This window comes from Streptomyces barringtoniae, from assembly GCF_020819595.1.
Classification (GTDB): domain Bacteria; phylum Actinomycetota; class Actinomycetes; order Streptomycetales; family Streptomycetaceae; genus Streptomyces; species Streptomyces barringtoniae.
Window position 1 is genome coordinate 22,214 of sequence record NZ_JAJHNP010000018.1, and the last position, 19,365, is coordinate 41,578.

13 protein-coding genes and 2 pseudogenes are annotated in these 19,365 nt (G+C 67.1%); 6 read left to right on the forward strand and 9 right to left on the reverse strand.

The features are described from left to right. Positions 1-26: 26 nt before the first annotated feature. From LMU33_RS28625 to LMU33_RS28640, 4 genes are all read right to left on the reverse strand, one after another. Positions 27-1,397: an FtsW/RodA/SpoVE family cell cycle protein gene (locus LMU33_RS28625; protein ID WP_228623506.1), complete on the reverse strand. Its 1,371-nt coding sequence runs from the start codon at positions 1,395-1,397 to the stop codon at positions 27-29. A 108-nt stretch (positions 1,398-1,505) separates the two neighbouring features. Then, positions 1,506-2,756: an ATP-binding protein gene (locus LMU33_RS28630; RefSeq protein ID WP_228623507.1), complete on the reverse strand. Its 1,251-nt coding sequence runs from the start codon at positions 2,754-2,756 to the stop codon at positions 1,506-1,508. After that, the gene (locus LMU33_RS28635; RefSeq protein ID WP_228623508.1) at positions 2,753-3,514 is read right to left on the reverse strand and encodes a hypothetical protein; all 762 of its coding nucleotides are present in this window, start codon (positions 3,512-3,514) and stop codon (positions 2,753-2,755) included. Before LMU33_RS28635 ends, LMU33_RS28630 begins: the two co-directional genes overlap by 4 nt. Positions 3,515-3,717: 203 nt before the next feature. Further along, positions 3,718-4,227, reverse strand: a complete 510-nt coding sequence (locus tag LMU33_RS28640; protein ID WP_228623509.1) for a protein-tyrosine phosphatase family protein — start codon at positions 4,225-4,227, stop codon at positions 3,718-3,720. A gap of 100 nt (positions 4,228-4,327) precedes the next feature. On the opposite strand from LMU33_RS28640, the gene LMU33_RS28645 reads away from it, so the two are divergent. Next, positions 4,328-5,131 carry a nuclease-related domain-containing protein gene (locus tag LMU33_RS28645; protein WP_228623510.1) on the forward strand — a complete coding sequence of 268 codons (804 nt, stop codon included), beginning with the start codon at positions 4,328-4,330 and terminating at the stop codon, positions 5,129-5,131. A 43-nt stretch (positions 5,132-5,174) separates the two neighbouring features. Here the strand turns inward: LMU33_RS28645 and ligD are convergent, their stop codons facing one another. Next, a complete protein-coding gene (gene ligD / locus LMU33_RS28650) occupies positions 5,175-6,062 on the reverse strand; it encodes a non-homologous end-joining DNA ligase (RefSeq protein ID WP_228623511.1) in 888 nt (295 codons plus the stop codon). Between the two features lie 141 nt (positions 6,063-6,203). Here ligD and ku point away from each other — a divergent pair, with 141 nt between their 5' ends. Both ku and LMU33_RS28660 read left to right on the forward strand, forming a co-directional pair. Beyond that, positions 6,204-7,250 (forward strand): non-homologous end joining protein Ku, encoded by a 1,047-nt coding sequence (gene ku / locus LMU33_RS28655; RefSeq protein WP_228623512.1) that lies wholly within the window; start codon positions 6,204-6,206, stop codon positions 7,248-7,250. A gap of 547 nt (positions 7,251-7,797) precedes the next feature. Then, entirely contained in the window at positions 7,798-8,241 is a 444-nt protein-coding gene (locus tag LMU33_RS28660) for a hypothetical protein (RefSeq protein WP_228623513.1), read from the forward strand. A gap of 69 nt (positions 8,242-8,310) precedes the next feature. Here LMU33_RS28660 and LMU33_RS28665 read toward each other — a convergent pair. Continuing rightward, positions 8,311-8,723 (reverse strand): annotated as a pseudogene (locus tag LMU33_RS28665) (Stk1 family PASTA domain-containing Ser/Thr kinase); the annotation flags it as partial. A 237-nt stretch (positions 8,724-8,960) separates the two neighbouring features. On the opposite strand from LMU33_RS28665, the gene LMU33_RS28670 reads away from it, so the two are divergent. Next, complete coding sequence (locus LMU33_RS28670; protein WP_228623514.1) at positions 8,961-9,485, forward strand: hypothetical protein; 525 nt, start codon at positions 8,961-8,963, stop codon at positions 9,483-9,485. A 323-nt stretch (positions 9,486-9,808) separates the two neighbouring features. Here the strand turns inward: LMU33_RS28670 and LMU33_RS28675 are convergent, their stop codons facing one another. Next, the gene (locus tag LMU33_RS28675) at positions 9,809-10,432 is read right to left on the reverse strand and encodes a DNA-binding transcriptional response regulator (RefSeq protein WP_228623515.1); all 624 of its coding nucleotides are present in this window, start codon (positions 10,430-10,432) and stop codon (positions 9,809-9,811) included. A gap of 829 nt (positions 10,433-11,261) precedes the next feature. On the opposite strand from LMU33_RS28675, the pseudogene LMU33_RS28680 reads away from it, so the two are divergent. Beyond that, positions 11,262-11,405: pseudogene (locus LMU33_RS28680) on the forward strand (tyrosine-type recombinase/integrase); the annotation flags it as partial. 140 nt (positions 11,406-11,545) lie between these two features. Here the strand turns inward: LMU33_RS28680 and LMU33_RS28685 are convergent. Both LMU33_RS28685 and LMU33_RS28690 read right to left on the reverse strand, forming a co-directional pair. Continuing rightward, a complete protein-coding gene (locus LMU33_RS28685) occupies positions 11,546-12,730 on the reverse strand; it encodes a S53 family peptidase (RefSeq protein WP_228623516.1) in 1,185 nt (394 codons plus the stop codon). A gap of 1,088 nt (positions 12,731-13,818) precedes the next feature. After that, positions 13,819-17,256, reverse strand: a complete 3,438-nt coding sequence (locus LMU33_RS28690) for an ATP-binding protein (protein ID WP_228623517.1) — start codon at positions 17,254-17,256, stop codon at positions 13,819-13,821. A gap of 770 nt (positions 17,257-18,026) precedes the next feature. Between LMU33_RS28690 and LMU33_RS28695 the strand changes: the two genes are divergently transcribed. Beyond that, positions 18,027-19,307 (forward strand): hypothetical protein, encoded by a 1,281-nt coding sequence (locus LMU33_RS28695; protein ID WP_228623518.1) that lies wholly within the window; start codon positions 18,027-18,029, stop codon positions 19,305-19,307. Positions 19,308-19,365: the final 58 nt, after the last annotated feature.

The following is a 19,365-nucleotide window of genomic DNA, read 5'->3' on the forward strand; positions in this document are numbered from 1 at the left end:
CGGTGCCTCCCGTACGGCGTACTCGGTCATGGTGCCTCCCGCCCGTCGTACTGGCTGCGCGCCGAGTCGCTCACCCGGATCAGCAGCGCCACGATCGCCCAGTTGGTGACCACCGAGGAGCCGCCCTGGGCGAGGAACGGCATCGCCATGCCGGTCAGCGGGATCAGCCCGGTGACCCCGCCCGCGATCACGAACACCTGCAGCGCCAGGATCGAGGCCAGCCCGACCGCGAGCAGCCGGCCGAACGGCTCGCGCAGGGCGAGTCCCGCCCGGTAACCGCGCTCCACCAGCAGCGCGTACAGCAGGAAGATCGCCGCGAGCCCCGCGAGCCCCAGCTCCTCGCCCGCCGTGGCCAGGATGAAGTCCGACTTGGCGGCGAAGCCGATGAGGACCGAGTGCCCGAGCCCGAGCCCGGTGCCGAGCATCCCGCCGGCCGCGAAGGCGAACAGCGACTGGGAGAGCTGGTTCGGGCCCAGCCCGGCCTCGATGGTGGCGAAGGGGTGCAGCCAGTCCTCGATCCGCTGGTTCACGTGCGGCTCCATCCGCCCGACGGCCACCGCACCGAGGACGGCGAGCAGCAGGCCGACCGCCATCCAGCCCGTCCGCCCCGTGGCGACGTACAGCAGGACCACGAACAGCCCGAAGAACAGCAGCGAGGTGCCCAGATCCCGCTCCAGGACCAGTACCCCGACGCTCAGCAGCCAGATCGTCACGATCGGTCCGAGCACCCGCCCGGTCGGGAACTGCAGCCGCCACAGCCGGCGGCCCGAGTACGCGAGCGCGTTGCGGTTGGCGGCCAGGTAGGCGGCGAAGAACACCGCGAGCAGCACCTTCGCGAACTCGCCCGGCTGGATCGAGAATCCGGCGATCCGGATCCAGATCCGGGCGCCGTTGACCGCCGGGAACAGGATCGGCAGTGCGAGCAGCCCGAGCGCGGCGGCCACGCACACATACGCGTACCGCTGCAGCACCCGGTGGTCGCGCAGCACCAGCACCACCGCGATGAACAGCCCGATGCCGAGCGTGGACCACACGAGCTGGGCCGGGGCCGCACGGTCGTGCGGGGTCTCCCGGTCCAGCCGGTAGATCAGGACCAGCCCGAGCCCGTTGAGCAGCACGCCGATCGGCAGGAACAGCGGGTCGGCGTACGGCGCCCGGACGCGCACCGCGAGATGCGCCGACAGCGCGAGCACACCGAGCCCGGCGCCGTAACCGACGGCCCCCGGCGGGACGGTACCGGTGCGTGCCAGACCCACCGCGCAGTAGCCGTACACCGACAGCAGTACGGCCAGCACGATCAGGGCGAGTTCGATGCCACGGCGCCGGGGGAGACGTACGACGGCTGCGGGAGTCCGCGCCGCCGCCACGGGGGTTCCGGTGGTTCCGGCCTTGGTCATGCCCGGAACCTACCCAAACCGGGCAGTACGCCCCAAAGGCGCGCGGGGAACGACGGGAGAAACCACGAACACCCCGCACCCGGCGCACCATCGGTGCCCCCGAGCCCTCTACCGCCTCTCCACCGCGGGCAGGACCAGCGTGGCGACGGCCCCGCCGTCCACCGCGTTGGCGAAGAACAGCCGCGCCCCCAGCACCTCCGCCTGCCCCACGGCGATGGTCAGCCCCAGCCCGTGCCCGGTCGCCCCGCCCTCGGTACGGAACCGCTGCGGCCCATGAGCCACCAGGTACTCGGGATAACCCTCCCCGTGATCCCGTACGGTCACCACGGCCCCGTTCACGGTGAGCACCACCGGCGCCCGCCCGTGCTTGTGCGCGTTCGCCACCAGATTCCCCAGCACCCGCTCCAGCCGCCGCCGGTCGGTCTCCACCCGGGCGTCGGCCAGCACCCGCACCTCCGTGTCGGTGCCCGAGGCCCGTACCACCCGCCGGGCCAGCGCCCCCAGCTCCTCGGTGTCCACCGCCGGCTTCTCCCGCCCGGTGTCCAGCCGGGAGATCTCCAGCAGGTCCTCGGTGAGGGTGCGCAGCGCCGCGACCCGGTCCCGCACCAGCTCCGTCGGCCGCCCCGGAGGCAGCAGCTCCGCCGCCGCGTGCAGCCCGGTCAGCGGGGTGCGCAGCTCGTGCGCCACGTCCGCGGTGAACCGCTGCTCGCTCAGCAGCTTGCTCTGCAGGCTCGACGCCATGGAGTCCAGCGCCGCCGCCACCGCGGCCACCTCGTCCTGCGGGCGGGACGGATCCTTCGTACGGGGGTCGTCGACGCGCGCGTCCAGGTCGCCCGCGCTGATCCGCCGCGCCACCCGCGCCGTGCCGTGCAGCCGCCGGGTCACCCGGGTCACCGCGAACACGCCGACCAGCACCGTCGCCCCGATCGCGAGCGCCGACGACCACAGGATCGAGTTGTCGAGCCCGCTGATGGTGCGGGACTGCTGCGAATAGTCGACCGCCACGGCGAGCGCCCGGTGACCGGCCACCGGGCCCGCCGCCCACATGGTCGGGCGTCCGTCGTGCTGGGAGACCATGGTGCCGCGCGCGCCGGCCGCCGCCAGGGCGCGCAGCGGCGCGGGCAGCCCCCGGGGGTCCACCCCGGCGTTGGGCATCAGCGTGTCCCCGGCCTCGTACGCCTCGGTGGCGTCCGCGAGGCGGGACAGGGCCCTGCTGCGGGCCTGGCCGACGGTCTGGTTCGTCACGGAGACGTGCACCAGGACGCCGAGCAGCGCGGCCAGCGCACAGCACATCACCGTGATGAACGCGGCCGCCTTCACGGCGAGCGGCCCGGCCCAGCGGGGCAGCGCGAGCCTCACCGCACGCTCGCCGAGGAGGAAGCCGGCGAGGGAGAGGAGGTGGGCGTGGGCGAGGGCGTGGGCGAGGGCTTCTTGGCGTGCCGGCCGTTGCCCGTGTGCAGGTACTCGTCACGGGAGAACACCATCGCCCGCTGCCCCGGGTCCCACACCCAGGTCGTGCGGTACTCGTAGCCGGAGATGTCGGCCGGCGAACGCTCGATCAGCGACCGGCCGGCCAGCTCCACGCCGAGGATCGCGTCGTTGTCGGCCAGCACCTGCACCAGTCTGTGCTTCTCGACGGTGTAGACCCGCACGCCCGTCTGGTTGGTCGGGTAGAGCCGGAAGCCGAGCGTCATGTCGTCCCGGCCGTCGCCGGTGAGGTCCCGGTAGTACGGCTTCAGCAGCGGGCACCCGGCCCCGTCGCCGCCCGCCCGGCAGTTCTTCAGCCGGTCCACGGTCGCGTGGTACGCCCCCTTCGAGCCGTAGTCGTCCGGATGGGCCTTTATCTCGGCCTCGACCACGCGCACCGGATCCACCTTGCGGATGTCGTCGCCGGGGACCGTGATGCCCTTGACGACCGCCCTGGTCGCCACGTCGTAGGGGTACGCCGGGCTGGACGCCGGGCGCAGGTCCGGCCAGAGCTTGGCGGGGCTGACGGCGGCCGGAGTACCGCCGGCGCTCCGCAGCCCGCCGGCGTCCCCGCAGGCCACCGCCGTCACCGACAGCAGGGCGACGGCGGCCGCGGTGAGGGCGGTGCGCGCGGGACGGCGGGCTGGCACGGTGCTCCTGGGGTGTCGGGGTCACTGGGGTCGCTCGGGCCCCGTACACCCTATGCGTAGACGAGTAAATTCCGATGTAAGTACTTTTTGCGTCCATGGGAGTGACGCTGGAGGAGAGGCTACTCGGGGCTTCTCGGCGGGCACAGGGAGGCTCCTCGGCGGGCGCAGGGTGTGTTCGGCGGGCTGCTCGGCGGGTGCAAGAGCTACTCGGCCAGCTCCTCCAGCAGCCGCACCGTCGACAGGCCCGCGCGCAGGTACTCCACGAACAGCTCGTTGTGCAGCGCCCACGCCGAGCGCCGGGCCCGGATCAGCCGGATCACCTCGTCGGGCGGGGCATGCCCCCGCTGGGCCAGCGCGTGCGCGACGACCAGGCCCGAGCGGTTGTACCCGTGGTAACAGCGCACGAGCACCCGGCGCCCGGCGTCCAGCGCCTCGTTCGCCGCCCGGGCCAGCCGGATCACCCCGGCGAGCTGCGTACCGTCCAGCGGGCCGTCCGGTATCGGCCACACATGGTGCTCGACCGCCGGATCCGGGCCGTACCCCGGCAGCCGCAGCAGCGTCTGCACCACATCGAACTCATCACGTACGACGGCGAGCTCCGGCCGTCCCGAGCGGCCCCGGAACTCGTGCCCGCCCATCCACAGGCCGGGCACGATCTCGTTCCACGGGCTCTCCGGAACCGGTACGTCGGGCTGCTTTCCGCGGATCCGCAACGGCGCCTCCCCAACTCCCCCTCGCGGGGCCGCCCTCCACGGTAACCGGTCTTGCCCCGGGAGCACCCCGCCTGTTCCCATGGTCGAGGGGTGATGGCGCATGAGCACACTGCGCGTGGTGCCGGCCTATCGGCACGGCCGGGAACGGCTGTTCGTCTGCCGCCCGGACGGAAGCAATGTCGCCTGGTACGACCGTGAGACGGGCCGGGTCAACCTGCTCGGCGAGGACGCCAGGGACGACGTACTCCAGGCCCTGAAACCGTTCCTGACCGGCCCGGTCACCGTGGGCCCGCCGCCGGTGCCGACCCCCGCGGAACTCGCCCGGCTGACCCTCCACCCCGACGACGACCTGGCGCCCAACCGCCCCGGCGAGGCCCTGCTCGTCGCCCTCGACCGCGACCCCGGCCCCGCCCGCAGGCTGCGCCCGGACCCGCGCCGGCGCGCCCTGATGGCCGAGGAGACCGTCGGGGCGGCCCTGGACGACCTGGAGGGCGCCGGCTGGCACACCCTGCACTCCATATCCCTGCCCGGCGGCGACCGCATCCACCATCTGCTCCTCGGCCCCGGCGGCCTGTTCGCCGTACACGCCCTCTACGCCCGCAAGGCCCGGGTCCAGGTCGCCGACCCCATGGTCGCCGTGGGCCGCCGCGAGGCCGAGCCACTGCTGCGCCGGCTGCGCTCCGTCGCCGACCGGGCCTCCTACGCCCTGACCGCCGAGGTCCGCCCGGTACTGGCCCTGGCGGGCCCGGCCGAGGTGACGGTGACCGCCCCGCCACGCTCGGCACGCATCCTGAAGGACACCGAGCTGGCGGGCCTGGCCCGGCTCGGCGGGGTGCTGAAACCGGCGGACGTGGAGGCACTGCACGCGATGGCGCGGGACCGGAACACGTGGGGGAGGGTGTAGCTCGGGGGTAGCCCGGGTGTGTCGGGTGTAGCTCGCGTGTGGCTCAGGGAAGCGGCGCGGCCGCCTCCGGATCCAGCAGTCCGGCCATGAGATCCCCGAGGTCCTGCAGCCGCGGCGCGATGTCCTCCGCCCGGAACTCCAGCTGCCCCGGGTCGCGGCAGTCGGCGACCTCCTCCCAGGTCACCGGCGCGGACACCAGCGGCGCCCGGCGGGCGCGCAGCGTGTACGGCGTGGCCGTGGTCTTGCGGGCCGCGTTCTGGCTCCAGTCGACGAACACCTTCCCCGGCCTGAGGCTCTTCGTCATCCGGTGCACCACCAGCCGCGGCATCGCCCGCTCGGCCTCCACGGCCAGCGCCTTCGCGTACTCGCTCGTCCGCTCGGAGGACGAGCCCCGGACGCAGGCCAGCAGGTGCAGCCCCTTCGACCCGGCCGTCTTCGGGTACGCCTCGATGCCGTCCGCCGCGAGCCGCTCACGCAGCCACAGGGCCACCTGGCAGCAGTGGACGATCGTCGCCGGCGCGCCCGGGTCGAGGTCGAGGACCAGCCGGTCGGCCTCGTCCGGGGCCTGCACCCGCCACTGATGGGTGTGGAACTCGGTGACCAGGTTCGCCGCCCAGACCAGGCTCGCCAGATCCTGCAGGACCACCATCCGGGCCGGACTGTCCGCCGAGGACCGCGGCACCTCGGCGGTGGTGACCCACTCGGGCGTACCCGGCGGCACGTTCTTCGTGAAGAACACCTGCCCCTCCGGCCCGTCCGGATAGCGCAGGAAGGACACGGCCCGGTCGCGCAGGTGCGGCAGCAGCACGTCGGCGCTGGTCGCGTAGTAGTGGACCAGCTCCGCCTTGGTGAAGCCGGTCTCCGGATACAGCACCTTCTCCAGATTGCTGAGCGCGAGCCGCCGCCCCTCCACCTCAGTGATAGGCGTCATACGATGACAATCCCAGAAAAAGGGCTGAAACCGGTTGAATCGCCGGAACCGGTGGCAACGGTGTGCGGCAACGGTGTGTGGCAACGGTCGGAACCGGTTGAACCGATGAACCTGCCCATCGGCAGAGGAAGGGTGCGGCACGTGCGATCCATATGGAACGGCGCCATCTCCTTCGGGCTCGTCAGCATCCCGATCAAGCTGGTGAACGCCACGGAGAGCCACTCGATCTCCTTCCGCCAGATCCACACCGAGGACAACGGCCGCATCCGCTACCGCAAGGTGTGCGAACTGGAGGAGCGCGAGGTCAGCCAGGCCGAGATCGGCAAGGCGTACGAGGACGCGGACGGCACGATCATCCCGATCACCGACGACGACCTCTCCCACCTGCCGATCCCGACCGCCCGCACGATCGAGATCGTGGCCTTCGTGCCGGGCGACCGGATCGACCCGCTCCAGATGGGCGCGGCGTACTACCTGGCGGCCGGCGGGGCCCCCGCGGCGAAGCCGTACACGCTGCTCCGCGAGGCCCTGAAACGCAGCAACAAGGTGGCCATCGCGAAGTACGCCCTGCGCGGCCGCGAACGCCTCGGCATGCTCCGGGTGATCGGCGACGCCATCGCCATGCACGGCCTGCTCTGGCCCGACGAGGTCCGCGCCCCCGAGGGCGTCGCCCCCGACGCGCACGTCACCATCCGCGACAAGGAGCTCGACCTCGCCGACGCCCTGATGGACACCCTCGGCGAGGTCGACCTGGAAGACCTGCACGACGAGTACCGGGAGGCCCTGGAGGAGGTCATCGCCGCGAAGGCCTCCGGCGAGGCTCCACCGGAGGCCCCGGAGCCGGCCGCCGGCGGCAAGGTGCTGGACCTGATGGCCGCACTGGAGAACAGCGTCCGGGCGGCCCGCGAGTCACGCGGCGAGACGGCGCGCTCCGGAGGTCCGGCCGAGGTCAGACCCATGCCACGCAGAGCCGCCCCCAAGGCAGCGGGCGGCAAGAAGTCCACGTCCACGGCGAAGAAGACGACCACCGCGAAGAAGGCGGAGCCGGCGCGCAAGTCGACGTCCAAGACGGCGTCCAAGACGGCTCAGGGGGCGAAGAAGACGGCGGCGGCGAAGAGTACGGCGACGAAGAGCACGGCGAAGAAAACGGCAGCGAAGAAGACGCCGTCCCGCAAGCGGACGGCATGACGGCCAGCCCCGCCCACCATCCGACCAAGGCCCGCCCCCTCGGACGCGAGGCGCCCACCGGCAGCCGATCACGAGTCGAGGGCGGTCGGGCACCAGACTCGACCCCCGCGAGCGTGACGACGACGACCGCCGTGACCGACCGCCCACGGCGGCCAGGCACACCCTGCTGACGGCCACCGTCGGCCGAGCCGCCGCCTCCCGGCCATGGAACCAGCCCGTCCCGCTCGCGCCCCCGCGCCGGTCGGCTCCCCGGCCTGCGCCTGATCCCGGCGAAGAAGCCGTACGTTCCTGTCCGGCTGCTCCACCCGCGCCTGTACGGCATCCCGGGGTGGCGGAATGCAGCTGGACGAAGATCTCGAAACCCCTGGAGGAGGAGGGTGACAGGGAGCCAACTGGCAACTGACGCCGGGTTTCCGCTGTATTCCATGGTCGCGCTGCCCCTGACACCATGGGTACGGCTGCGTGACGGGAGCGCTGAGGGGGAGCCGTGGCCCAGTCTGAAGTTCCAGTGGCCTGGATCGGTCTTGGCGGCGTGATAGTGGGCGCCGTGGCTACCGCGCTGGGGGCCAGATATACGTCACTCGGGACCGTCAAGGCCGCGACCATTACACAACTCGATCCCCTCCAAACCGAACTCCACTCCTTCACGTCGCCGTTCATCGAGGCAAGGATCCAGCTGATGCCGGCATTGGGAGGAGAAACCCCGCCCGACAGGTGGACGGGGATCGCGCCAACCCTGCCGCGTGCTGCCCCCAGGTGGTGTTCCATGGCGTCCGATCCGCTGGCGCTGTTCGAGAAGCCGGTGATCGTGCGAAGCCACGCCCACCAGGTCGACGGCCAAATACGCTCTCATCAGGCCCGCGGCGCCCACACACTGGATCCAGACGCCCACGCATCCGTACGCGCCCTCCACAAAGAACTGGGTGACGCAGTCGACCAGTTCTCCCGCGCCCTCAAACGCCTGGCGAAGCGAGGGCTGGGGGTTGTGTAGCCACACCGAGGTGTTTCAGAGGTTCGTCGCGGAAGGCGAGTGCCTCGGGCAGGCCGCGAACCTGCGCCACACGGCTTCGGAGGCCGCTTTGTTCTTCTTCTGCCGTCGGCGGTTCGGGCGCTCGTCGTAGCCGAAGCCGCCGTCGTCCGGGTCCATCGGCGCCAGCATTGTCGCCGCGCCGGCCCTGGACTGCGTGCGCGGAGCGGTCGTCGGCTGGTCGCCGGGAGAGCTGCCGTAGCCGACGGAACCCATGACCGCTGCGGCCGCGCGACCGACTGGCCGTCGAGGCAGGCCTCGATGCCGGCATGCATCTCGTCGGCCGACTGGTAGCGGTAGTCAGGGTCCTTGACCAGCGCCCTGAGGATGATCGCGTCCATCTCGGGCGTGATCCCGGGGTCGAAGTCGCTTGGCGGCTGCGGCTCCTCGCGGACGTGCTGGTAGGCCACCGCGACCGGGGAGTCGCCCACGAAGAGCGGGCGAACCCTTCTGATCCGTAGCGCTACGGAGATCGGCCAGCGGGAGTCATACGGGTTGTCGCTCGGCTGCTGGCGGCTGTCTCAGGTCGGCTGCGGTCGGAGAGGTTCCTGTACTCCGCTGCTGTACAGCACCAGGAAGTCCACAGCTCAGGACTCGGACGCTTCTGTTGCCCGTCGCTCCTTGGCGCGGGAAGGGGGCGCAGGCGGCTTCCAGGGTGTCGGCGGATCCGTCATGCTGGGCGGGTGACGGACTTCTCCGAGCTGATGGTCAGTAGTTTCAGCGCCGACGCCAAGACTCAGTGGCCGACAGAAGTAGGTCACTTCACGCCATGGGTGATCAGCAATCTCGGACGGTTAGGCGAGCAACTCGGTCTGAACCTAACCTTCATGGGCCGCGAGGTGCCCGTCGGGGATTTCCGCGCGGACGTCATCGCTTGTGACGATCGCGGCCGACGCGTAGTGATTGAGAACCAGTTCGGTCCGACGGACCACGGTCATTTTGGGCAGATCGTCGTGTATGCGTGCGCGGCCGATGCAGACGTGATCGTGTGGGTGGCCGCAGGATCAAAGAGCTGGTGCGGGCCATCATTCCGGGCTGAACACGTAACTGCTCTCACCGTCCTGAACTCGCGCTTCAAGGGGGTGACGGAGTTCTACGGGGTGGAGGTGAGCCTAGAGTCGGATCCGGTGCGACTTGGGGAGATGGCCGGGCCGCTCCTGCCTCGCATGCGGATTGTTGCCCAACCCGAGCTTCGAAACGAAGATTGATCGCCTCCCTCTTGGGAGACGCCGCTCTTGCTCGCAGGATTTGAAGAGGATCCGCTGGACGCCATCCCGGCCGAAGAGTTTCAGCAGGTGTGGACTCGGTGAACGGGCTGGACAACCAGTTTAGGAGAGAGGGTTGAAAATCTTGGTGATGACCTGCAGCTTTGCCGGTCGAGCTAGTTGGTTCGGTCGAGCTCTCTAGATGCCCTGATTAACCGTGGCGGACCCCTGCATCTGGCACGGCAGTGGCACGCCGGGTATCTGCTGCGATGCCAGTCGATTGGTTGCTATGCCGGGCCCCGCTGCACAGGGGACTGAGAGACGCTTCACCCGCGCGTTCGCTCAAGCGCATCGAATACAAGATGGATCATTTCATCAATCCTGTTGGTGATCCCGAACGCGTAAGCCGGAACGCCTCGCTCGGGTTCATATCTACCGACCGTGAAGATCACAGGTTGCAGATGGTTTCGATTTCTCATCTCTCGAAGAAGAGTGGTCCCTGCACTGTGATCGGACCCTCGACGCATGTCGGAGATTACGACGTCATATCCTTTGGCGCCCAGCCTGGAGAGAGCTTTCCCTGTCGATGTTTCCACGTCTACAGCGATACCCAGGGAGCGGAAAATCGATATCGGTGTCCGCATCTCGGCCGGGATATCATTAACGAGTAATAGGCGAGCGCCCATCACCACACTACCCACTCGCGCGGCTCTTCGTGCCGTTTGCTGCCGTTCGAACTCTCCGCCACTTGGCGCAACTTCGGCAGCCCGATCCAATTCCTCCTTCACGCTCGCCTGAATCTCGACACCGAAGGCGCTAAATTTCGTCACCCGCGGCAGGACGCGGTCACGTATCGCGGACCGAAACATAAATGCCACAGTTAGAATTACGCTCGCCCATATTGCGGTGGGAACTAATTGGATTAGTTCTTTCAAAGTTGCGTCACTCACTCCGACCTCCCACAACGCTCAGCCTACAGTTCAAATGCACGTCCCGCCCTCCGATGGAAGGAAAAAGCCGACGGATTAGGCCTGGACAACTGCTACGGGTCGTCGTCGGCCACCGTTGAGCGGCCTGGGACGGCCCGGCGGCGGCCCAGCCTCGATCGGCTTGGTGCCTGTGCCGGTCAGCAAAGGTTTTCAAAGCGGTCCGTCTGAGTACCAGATGACGACGGTCAGCCACAGCGGCGGGACAGCTGACCGACCAGGCACGCCCATGCCTCGCTGCACCCGCACGCCCCTCAGCCACGCTGCCGGTGCCGTCAACCAGAGCAAGCCGCGACAGCCTGCCTGTGGGTGGCGGCTCAGGGGATGTTCGGAGCCCTCAGCTTGGGAAGCTAAGGCGATCTAGAGTTCGCTGCGTCCTGACCTGCGGCAGAAGTCGCCTACACCAGATGGGCGGGTCCGTTGATTCCCCGGTGTTCCCCGTGGCTCCCCGCACGATCGGGCACGCGACTGGCATGACCTCTTCGTTGTCTATGGATGTTGTGGCGGCTTGGGTCTACCGGCCTGGTCGCGACATCGGGTTCCGCCTGAAGACCGTCGGGGTTCCACTTCAGGGTTTGGCTGTCACCTTTATCGTGTGGGGCCTGGTTGTGCTGTGGGGCTCGTGTGGGTCAATGACGGTCGGACCAGCGGGGATTGGCCAGCGCTGGCTCGGGTCGAGGCGAACGATCCCATGGCATTGGGGAGTGTTTTGTCTCGGTTGCTGCTTGCCGCAGTGGCTCAACGGCTGCCGCAGAGCTGATCTCGATCGTGGCCCACGCCTCAGATATGAAGGAATGCCGGAGTGGATCCCACCGAGGTTGCCGAGCGCGCCGACAACAGCGTTGAGATCCTGTTGACCCGGTACGCGAAGTGCCTCGACGGTCGGCAGAACGTGGCCAACCGGCGTATCGAGGACCTGCTTCGCGAGTGCGAGTGAATCCGCTTGAACGAGTTCGAGGCCCCTGGAATTGCGTCCAGGGGCCTCGCCGTTGGTACTGCGCGTCAACGTGGCCCGGCGTACCACCGCCCAGGGTGCGGTGGTACGCCGGGCGTCCGCGCCTCGGGGACAGGTTGCGGTCAGCCCGCCTTGGCCAGGGCCGGGACGAAGCGGGCCGCGTCGATCGTTCCGACACCGGTGGCCATGTCGTAGCCCTTTACCGCGGTGTAGCCGGTGACGCCCGCGTAGCTGTTGTTCGTGCCGTCCTTCACGTCCACGATCCCGGTGGACGGGTTCGACGAGGACTTCGCGTACAGCGAGTACAGCGCCTTGTGGATGTCCCCCAGCCGGTGCCCGGCAACCTGGTCGGCCAGGGCCACGATTCCTGCGAAGAGCGGGCTGGCCTCGCTGGTGCCGACGTAGACCTCCCAGCCGACCCGCTTGGGGTCGTAGCTGGAGTACACCCATCCGCCGCCCTTCAGCGCGGCGGACATGGAGACGTCCGGGGTACTGCGGTGATTGCCGGCCACCCCGTTCTGATACGAGGGACGGGCGAAGACGTGGGACTGACCGCCGCCGCTGGCGCCGTGGTCGTTGTAGACGCTGTCCGGCGCGATGCGGTTGCCGTTGGCGTCCAGGTGCAGCTGGGTGCCGCCGACCGAGACCACCAGGGGGTCGTCGGTCGGCCAGGCGTTGACCCTGTACGGATAGGTTGTCTGGCCGTTCGAGGTGGTGTCGGTGGGTCCGCTGTCGCCGGAAGCGTCGGTGACGGTCACACCGTGCTTGGCCGCGTCCTTGAAGGCGTACCGCAGGTTCTGGATGCTGGAGTAGTCGCCCTTGCTGAAGCCGGGGAAGTTGTTCTCCGCCACGCCCCAGCTCTGGCTGATCACATCGCCTACGCCGCGGTCGATGAGCGACTTCTCGGCGTCCATTACCTCTCGCAGGCCGGTGGTGCCGTCCCCGATCCGGCCGACCCCGGTCTCCGCCAGGACGATGTGCGCGTCCGGGGCGACGGCATGCGCCATCTCAACGTCGAGGGTGGTCTCCCCGGCCCAGCCGAGCTGGTCGGGGTCGCTGGGGTCGAAGCGCGGGACGTTGCCCCACTTGACCACGTCGACATGGGTGCTCTTCATGCCGAACCGGGCGCTGTAGACATCCAGGTCCTTCTGGATGGTCGGCGAGCCGAACGGATCCACGATCACGATCGTGCGTCCCTTGCCGGTCACTCCTGCCTTGTACAGCGGGTTCAGGTTGTACGCCTGGCGGTACTGGAGCGCGTTGTAGCAGTCGAACCCCCACACCGCCCGGCACTGCGCAGTGGTCATCAGACTGCCGGGCGCGCTCTGCGATTGCTGCCCGGCCGCCGGCACGGGCTTGACTTCTTGCGCCGGTCGCACGGGTGCAGCGACTGCGACGGAACCAGACAAAAGCCCTGTTATCGCGGCGAAACTGGTGAGGCTGGTGACCCAGGCTGCGGCGACCGCAGTGCGCCGCCGCACATGAATCCTGCGCATAGATGTGCTCCTCGTAGTGGACTAGACCACGCTCGACCGTGGACTGCGATCCCACCCTGAGGCCGTCCATGAGGCAAGGGATTGCCTCTGTGTGGCTTGTCACTACTTCGTCCGATTCGATCATCTATGTCCACGCCGAGCGCGTCCCGCACGGTCTGGGCAACCCATCGAGGGCGTGCATGCCGGCCTGGCTGTCGCATGACTTCAGCCCAGGTGGCAGCGGGACCTTCACGTGTTGGGTCGTCTCCTGCGCAGTCGCGACTGGTTCGATGCCCGCTGTGTCGGTTTTATGAGCTAGCTCCGCTCTGACCGCTTCATGAGATACGTCACGGTCTGGCCTCCGGAGAGGGGGCGACGCTTGAGCGGGATCGGGTGCCGCTGGAGCCGGACATGGCGCCACGCGCCCACTTGGTGCCGAGCGGAGCGGTTGATGGCGTCGGGGCTCTCGGAGGGGCGGCCGGACGCAGCTGACGGTCCGTCGAATGTGGCGGCTGATCTCGGTGGACGCTCCAAGATCCCGTCCACGCCTCGTCCGCAGACCCCGACATGCGGCCGCTCCGGGCCGCATACGGCTGCACATACGCGAAGACCCCGGCCTCAGCGTTTCCGCTGGTGACGGGGTCTTTGGGCACCTCATGCTGGGTGCCCCCGGCAGGATTCGAACCTGCGCACACGGCTCCGGAGAGCATGGCCAAGAGGAGTATCCGTGCAGCTCTGTCCTGCGAGTACGTGATGTGAAGGACGCGCCCGCCTCCCATTCACACGCCGCTCACACGCAACTGAGGATGATGCCACCGCAGATAACCGAGGGGCCCCACCTCTGGTCCGCCGAGCAGGTGGGGCCGCTGCATCCGGCTCGGCCGGTGGAGGCGGATGCAGGCGTGTGAAATTCACGTTCGTCAGGCGAGCGCGCCATTTAGCCGGTCTCTGAAGCTTGATGCGCACTCTCTGAGGGGTGGGATCACATTCACCAGCTCATCCAAGTCTGTGAGAACCGCTTTCACTTCCTCTTTCGATGTGAAGCTGTTAAGAAAATCAGCTAGGTGTGTATCTGCGTCATCCCATCGTGACATGGCGCAACAAGCAATAAACAAATTCCCTTTCCCGTTTACCGCCCTGGGTCCAAAACCGGCAGCGTCGCGACTAAAGATCTGAATGGCCCGAGCAAATGCACGATGCCAGCCTGGATCAGCTAGCAGATGCAGGATGAGTCCTTTTTCGTAAAAACACCAACCGTTTTGAGGTTCTAGTTCCGCAGCGCGGTTTAGATCGGTGAGTGATTCCTCATGTCGACCCGCGAGGCGATGGGCGACTGCGCGCTCGTGGAGATTCCATGCGTCTTGAGGTTTGAGTTCGATGGCGTGGTTGAGGTCGGTGAGTGATTCCTCGTATCGGCCCATGAGGCGATAGGTCATTCCACGATGGGCGATGGCCCATTCGTAGTCGGGTTTGACTTCGATGGCGCGGGTGAGGTCTGTGAGTGATTCCTCGTACCAACTCATAAGGCGATAGGTGATTCCGCGCTGGGCGATGGCCCATTCGTAGTTGGGTTTGAGGTCGATGGCGCGGGTGAGGTCTGTGAGTGATTCCTCGTACCGACCCATGTCTTGGTAGATGATGCCGCGCTCAGTTAAATACCAACTGTCTTGGGGGTCGAGTTCGATGGCGTGGTTGAGGTCGGTGAGTGATTCCTCGTATCGGCCCATGAGGCGGTAGGTGATTCCGCGCTGGGTGATGGCCCAGTCGTTGTCGGGTTTGAGTTCGATGGCGTGGTTGAGGTCGGTGAGTGATTCCTCGTATCGCTCCATGAGGCGGTAGGTGACCCCGCGTTCCGCGTGGTGTGAACTGTCTTGGGGGTCGAGTTCGATGGCGTGGTTGAGGTCGGTGAGTGATTCCTCGTACCGGTCCATGAGGCGGTAGGTGACCCCGCGCTGGCAGATGGGCCAGTCGTTGTCGGGTTTGAGTTCGATGGCGTGGTTGAGGTCGGTGAGTGATTCCTCGTATCGCTCCATGAGGCGGTAGGTGACCCCGCGTTCCGCGTGGTGTGAACTGTCTTGGGGGTCGAGTTCGATGGCGTGGTTGAGGTCGGTGAGTGATTCCTCGTACCGGTCCATGAGGCGGTAGGTGACCCCGCGCTGGCAGATGGCTGAATCGTTGTCGGGCTTGAGTTCGATGGCGTGGTTGAGGTCGGTGAGTGATTCCTCGTACCGGTCCATGAGGCGGTAGGTGACCCCGCGCTGGTAGATGGCCCATTGGTAGCCGGGTTTGAGTTCGATGGCGTGGTTGAGGTCGGTGAGTGATTCCTCGTACCGGTCCATGGCTCGATAGACGACGCCACGCAGCGCGATGACCCATACGTCCTCAGGGGAGAGTTCGGCCGCGCGGTTCATATCGGCGAGTGATTCCCCAGGCCGGCCCAAGAGCAAGTGCGTGACCCCGCGCTCCGCAAAGTACGATCCGTCTTGGGGGTCGAGTTCGACTGCGCGGTTAAGGTCGGCGAGCGCCTCCTCATCTCGACCACTCAATCGGTAGGTCAGACCGCGACCGTAATAAGCGCGGGCGTTATTCGAATTCAGAGCGATGGAACTATTGTATTGAATTAGAGCGTCATTGAATCGTTCGGCATTGCGGAGATCCCTTCCACGGAGAAGATGGGCGAGTGCCTTTCCATCAGGGCTGAGGTGCGCACGGGCGATGAGAAGAGAGAGAGCCGTACCCTCCGGGTGCTGGCCATCATCCAGGTCCAGCGCGGCGCGGAGTTGTTGGCCCCAGTTAATGACCTCACCAGCGTCGGCGTCTCGGCCAGCCTGGAGGAGTGTTCTCACCCACCGACGCAGGGTGGCCGTGCTCTGGTCGTAGGCGTCGAGGAGTTCGCGCAATGCCTGGGAGAGGAACGTGTGGGGATCGGCGCAGAGCTGGTGGTAGGTCTCTTGCAGGCGGAGACTTCGCCATTCCTGGCTGTCCCACCAGCCATCCTCCGGCGGGGCACCTTCCTCCAGCTGAGTTCGTTGGTTTCGGAAGGCGATGACGAGGCGGGTGTGTTGGTCCCTCCAGCGCGCTGGGGATTGCTGGCGCTGTAGGCGCAACATTGTGTCGCGAACGACGTCGTGGTAATGGCAGCGACCTGCACGGTCGGTGACGAAGGGGAGGGAGCGCAGCCAGGTGAACAGGTCTGCGGCATCGTCACCTGCCGATATCCGGCAGATGTCCTCGTCGAGTTCTTGAGGCAAGGCGCAAGCCAGCGCCGTGGCACGGCGGACCGGATCGGACTCCCACTTCAAGAACCGCTCCACGGCGGTGCCGCTTGGATCTCCGACGTCCTCGGCGCTGGCAGGCCGTGCTTCGGCGAGTGTCGACAGGAGCACCGGCAGCCGTCCGGACAACCGCAAGATCACTTCCACGGTGCGTTCGTCGGTGATGCCCTTAGACGTCAAGAACCTGCGTGCCTCAGCTTCGGTGAACACCTCCAACGGGAGGTCGGTGACCAGGTCGAAGCAGTCGGCCCAGGTGCGGGTGTCCAGCCGGTTTTGTCCGGCCAGCACGACCAACACGTTTGCTGGGAGTTCTCCGTACCGCTCGGAAGTCAGGATGTCTCGCAGCCATATGTCTAGGAGCGGACCGGTGCGCTCGTAGGTGTCGAAGAACAGCACCACCCACTGGCGACGCTGCGCGACCTCCGCCAGGTCCTGGAGAAACACCGGAGTGAGCACTTTTAGCGGGGACATGACGAGCTGAATGTCATTGTGGTTCCGGAAACGGGCGCTGAGCATCGCCTTCATTCGGTCTGCTCCGGCAGCCACCTGGTTGGGGTCGATCGCGCCGGTGAAGGCTCCGACTCCCGGCAGCATTCCGAGGCCGACTAGTCCCACCTGGGCGGCGATCAAACTGCCTGGTGACGTTGCCGGCGCAGTTGATCTCGATCCTTCGTCTGATTCTTCAGTCGTCGGCGGGGCCCCCGGCGCGAGACCAGATGCGGCATCGACCTCATGCCGACGCTGGCGGTAGACCTCGAGGGCCTTGTCGAAGCTCTTTAGCGCCATGCCTTGCTGAGAGCACTGCGCGCTCAGGGTCTCCATGGCTTCCACCACATCGGCCACGGACTCATCCACGTACCCCGTGATCGCTTGATGCTCTCGGGCTTCGCTCTCCATCCGGCGCAGCAGAGTGGACTTCCCGACCCCGGCGGGTCCGTGAATGTGGAAGAGGAACGGGGCGTCCGCATCGGGATGCCGCTTAAGGGTGTCTGTGAGGGCCGCGAGCTCGCCCTGCCGTCCTACAAATCCGTCCCGGCGCCGCTGTCGGATCAGCTCTTGCCGCGAGATCTTGCGCACTGCCACCGCTTCTCCCCTCCCGGAAACGGCAGATGCACTGCCACTGGCATGGTCCCAGGTTGCAAGCGCGGACACGAGAGTTGATCCGAGCTGCTCAGGAGAGCGTCCTCAGGACATCGTTGACTATGGCCCTGACCTGCTAGCCAGCCGCGCAGGCGCGTGATCTCGACTCGCTCACACAACGCGCGTGGGGGAGGGGCCGGAGGTCACCTCCGGTTGCTGAGGCTCGGCGGGAAGCGACAACGTGGGGGCTGTAACACCCCGGAGTGTTGCAGCCCGATCCTCAGATAGGACAGGTGGGACACCTTCGAATCATCGCTGTCCCACCCTTTTATGCAGGTCAGCGCTCTAACCGGACACTCGGACACATGGGACACTCCCCATGGCGCCCTACGTCGCCCAAGGGCCACCCTCGGATGGCTTGCTGCGATGATGACCTGCGACGGAAGGGTGTCGAGGGCGGTTGCGTCCATGGAGATGGGTGGCGCGCCGATACAGGGCCGCATTCCGCCCGGGATGCGACCTGGGCGAGGCACAGGGCGCTGTCAGAGACCGGTCGGGGGAACACCGGCCGCCAGTGGTGGTGGAGATGTTCGGTCTCCCCCGAGGCAGCCTGCACCACGAAGGCAGCGGACAACACCTGACCCAGGGACGGGCCCGGGACCTGCGGCGACTCAGCCCTAAATCCTGGATCAACTTTCCAGCAGCAGTGATCATCGCTACGGTGAAAAGCACAGGGGTTGAGTCCTAGGCACCGGGTCTTCTGGGGGGACGTCATGGGCAGACGTCGCGGTTTCTTCGCGGAGCTGAACTACCAGGCACAGCAGGCGGAGAAGCGTCGACGGCAGCAGGAGGCCGTCGCCCATCGTGCTCACCTTGCAGCGCAGCGCGAAGCTGAACGAGCCAGGAAGGCACACGAGCGCGCGCAGGCGGCGGCAGCAAGAGCCTCTGCCGCCGAGAAGAAGGCCGCGGAGCGTGAGGCGGCACGGCTCCAGGTGGAGTCCCGGCTCGCCGAGGTCGAGTCCATGAACACCGATCTGGCCAGCGACCTCGACGATATCGACGGTCTGCTCGCCTGGGCCCTGGACATGGACGACTACGTCGATCTCGAATCAATGAAGATCTCGCAGGTTCAGCATCCTCCGTTCGAGCCTGGTGGCCTGGCTGTCCCTACGCCCGAGGTCGCGGAGCCGAAGTACGCCCCTGAGCCCGTGTATCAGGAGCCGACTGCACCCAGCGGACTCTCAGCCGTGCTTGGCGGGAAGAAGCGGCATCAACGAGCCATCGAGGAGGCCAAGGCCGCTTTTGAGAAGGCGCATGGCGACTGGGAGCTCTCCAGGGATGCTCTCCACAACCGCTACGTCAAGGCAGTGGCCCAGCGCGAGAAGAAGGAAGCCAAGCGCGTGGCGCTACTATCTGCCGCCGAGGAGAAATACAAGCAGGAATGCGAGAAGCGCGAGGCTGAGGCGTCAGCTCACAACGCCGAGCTCACCAAGCTCATCAACGATCTTGCCTTCGATGTCGAATCCGCCATCGAGGAATATGTCGGCATCGTCCTGTCCAACTCGCTCTACCCCGAGGTCTTCCGGGTCGAACACGAGCATGCGTTCAATCTCGCATCGCGAGAACTCACGCTTACAGTCAGTGTTCCAGAGCCCTCAGCCGTACCCTCAGTGAAGGGCTACCGGTACGTGAAGGCGAAGGACGAAATAACCTCAACTTCCCTGCCGATTCGCGAAAAGAAGGAGCGGTACGCGAACGCGGTCTGGCAGGTTGCAGTTCGCAGTCTGCATGAAGTCTTCGAGGCGGACCACGCTGGCAAAATCCACTCGATCGCGCTGACGGTCGGCGTCAATACAATCGACCCCGCCACGGGCCTTCCGACCACCGTTCCTCTTGCCGTCGTCGCTGCGGACCGCGAGACCTTCAACGGGTTCGATCTGGCAAGAGTTGTCCCGCAGGCCACTTTGCAGCACCTCGGTGCCGCGATGTCGAAGTCGCCATTCGACCTAGCACCAGCAGACACCAGTCGCGGCGTCCGCGTTCGAGGAAAGTGACGATGCGGTTCAACCCACCGCCAGGGTGGCCGACGCCGCCCGAGGGCTGGACTCCTCC

Coding starts and splice junctions, on each gene's coding strand:
- LMU33_RS28625 (WP_228623506.1), bottom strand. CDS start 1,397: ATGACCAAGGCCGGAACCACCGGAACCCCCGTGGCGGCGGCGCGGACT.
- ligD (WP_228623511.1), bottom strand. CDS start 6,062: ATGACGCCTATCACTGAGGTGGAGGGGCGGCGGCTCGCGCTCAGCAAT.
- LMU33_RS28645 (WP_228623510.1), top strand. CDS start 4,328: ATGAGCACACTGCGCGTGGTGCCGGCCTATCGGCACGGCCGGGAACGG.
- LMU33_RS28685 (WP_228623516.1), bottom strand. CDS start 12,730: ATGACCACTGCGCAGTGCCGGGCGGTGTGGGGGTTCGACTGCTACAAC.
- LMU33_RS28695 (WP_228623518.1), top strand. CDS start 18,027: ATGGGCAGACGTCGCGGTTTCTTCGCGGAGCTGAACTACCAGGCACAG.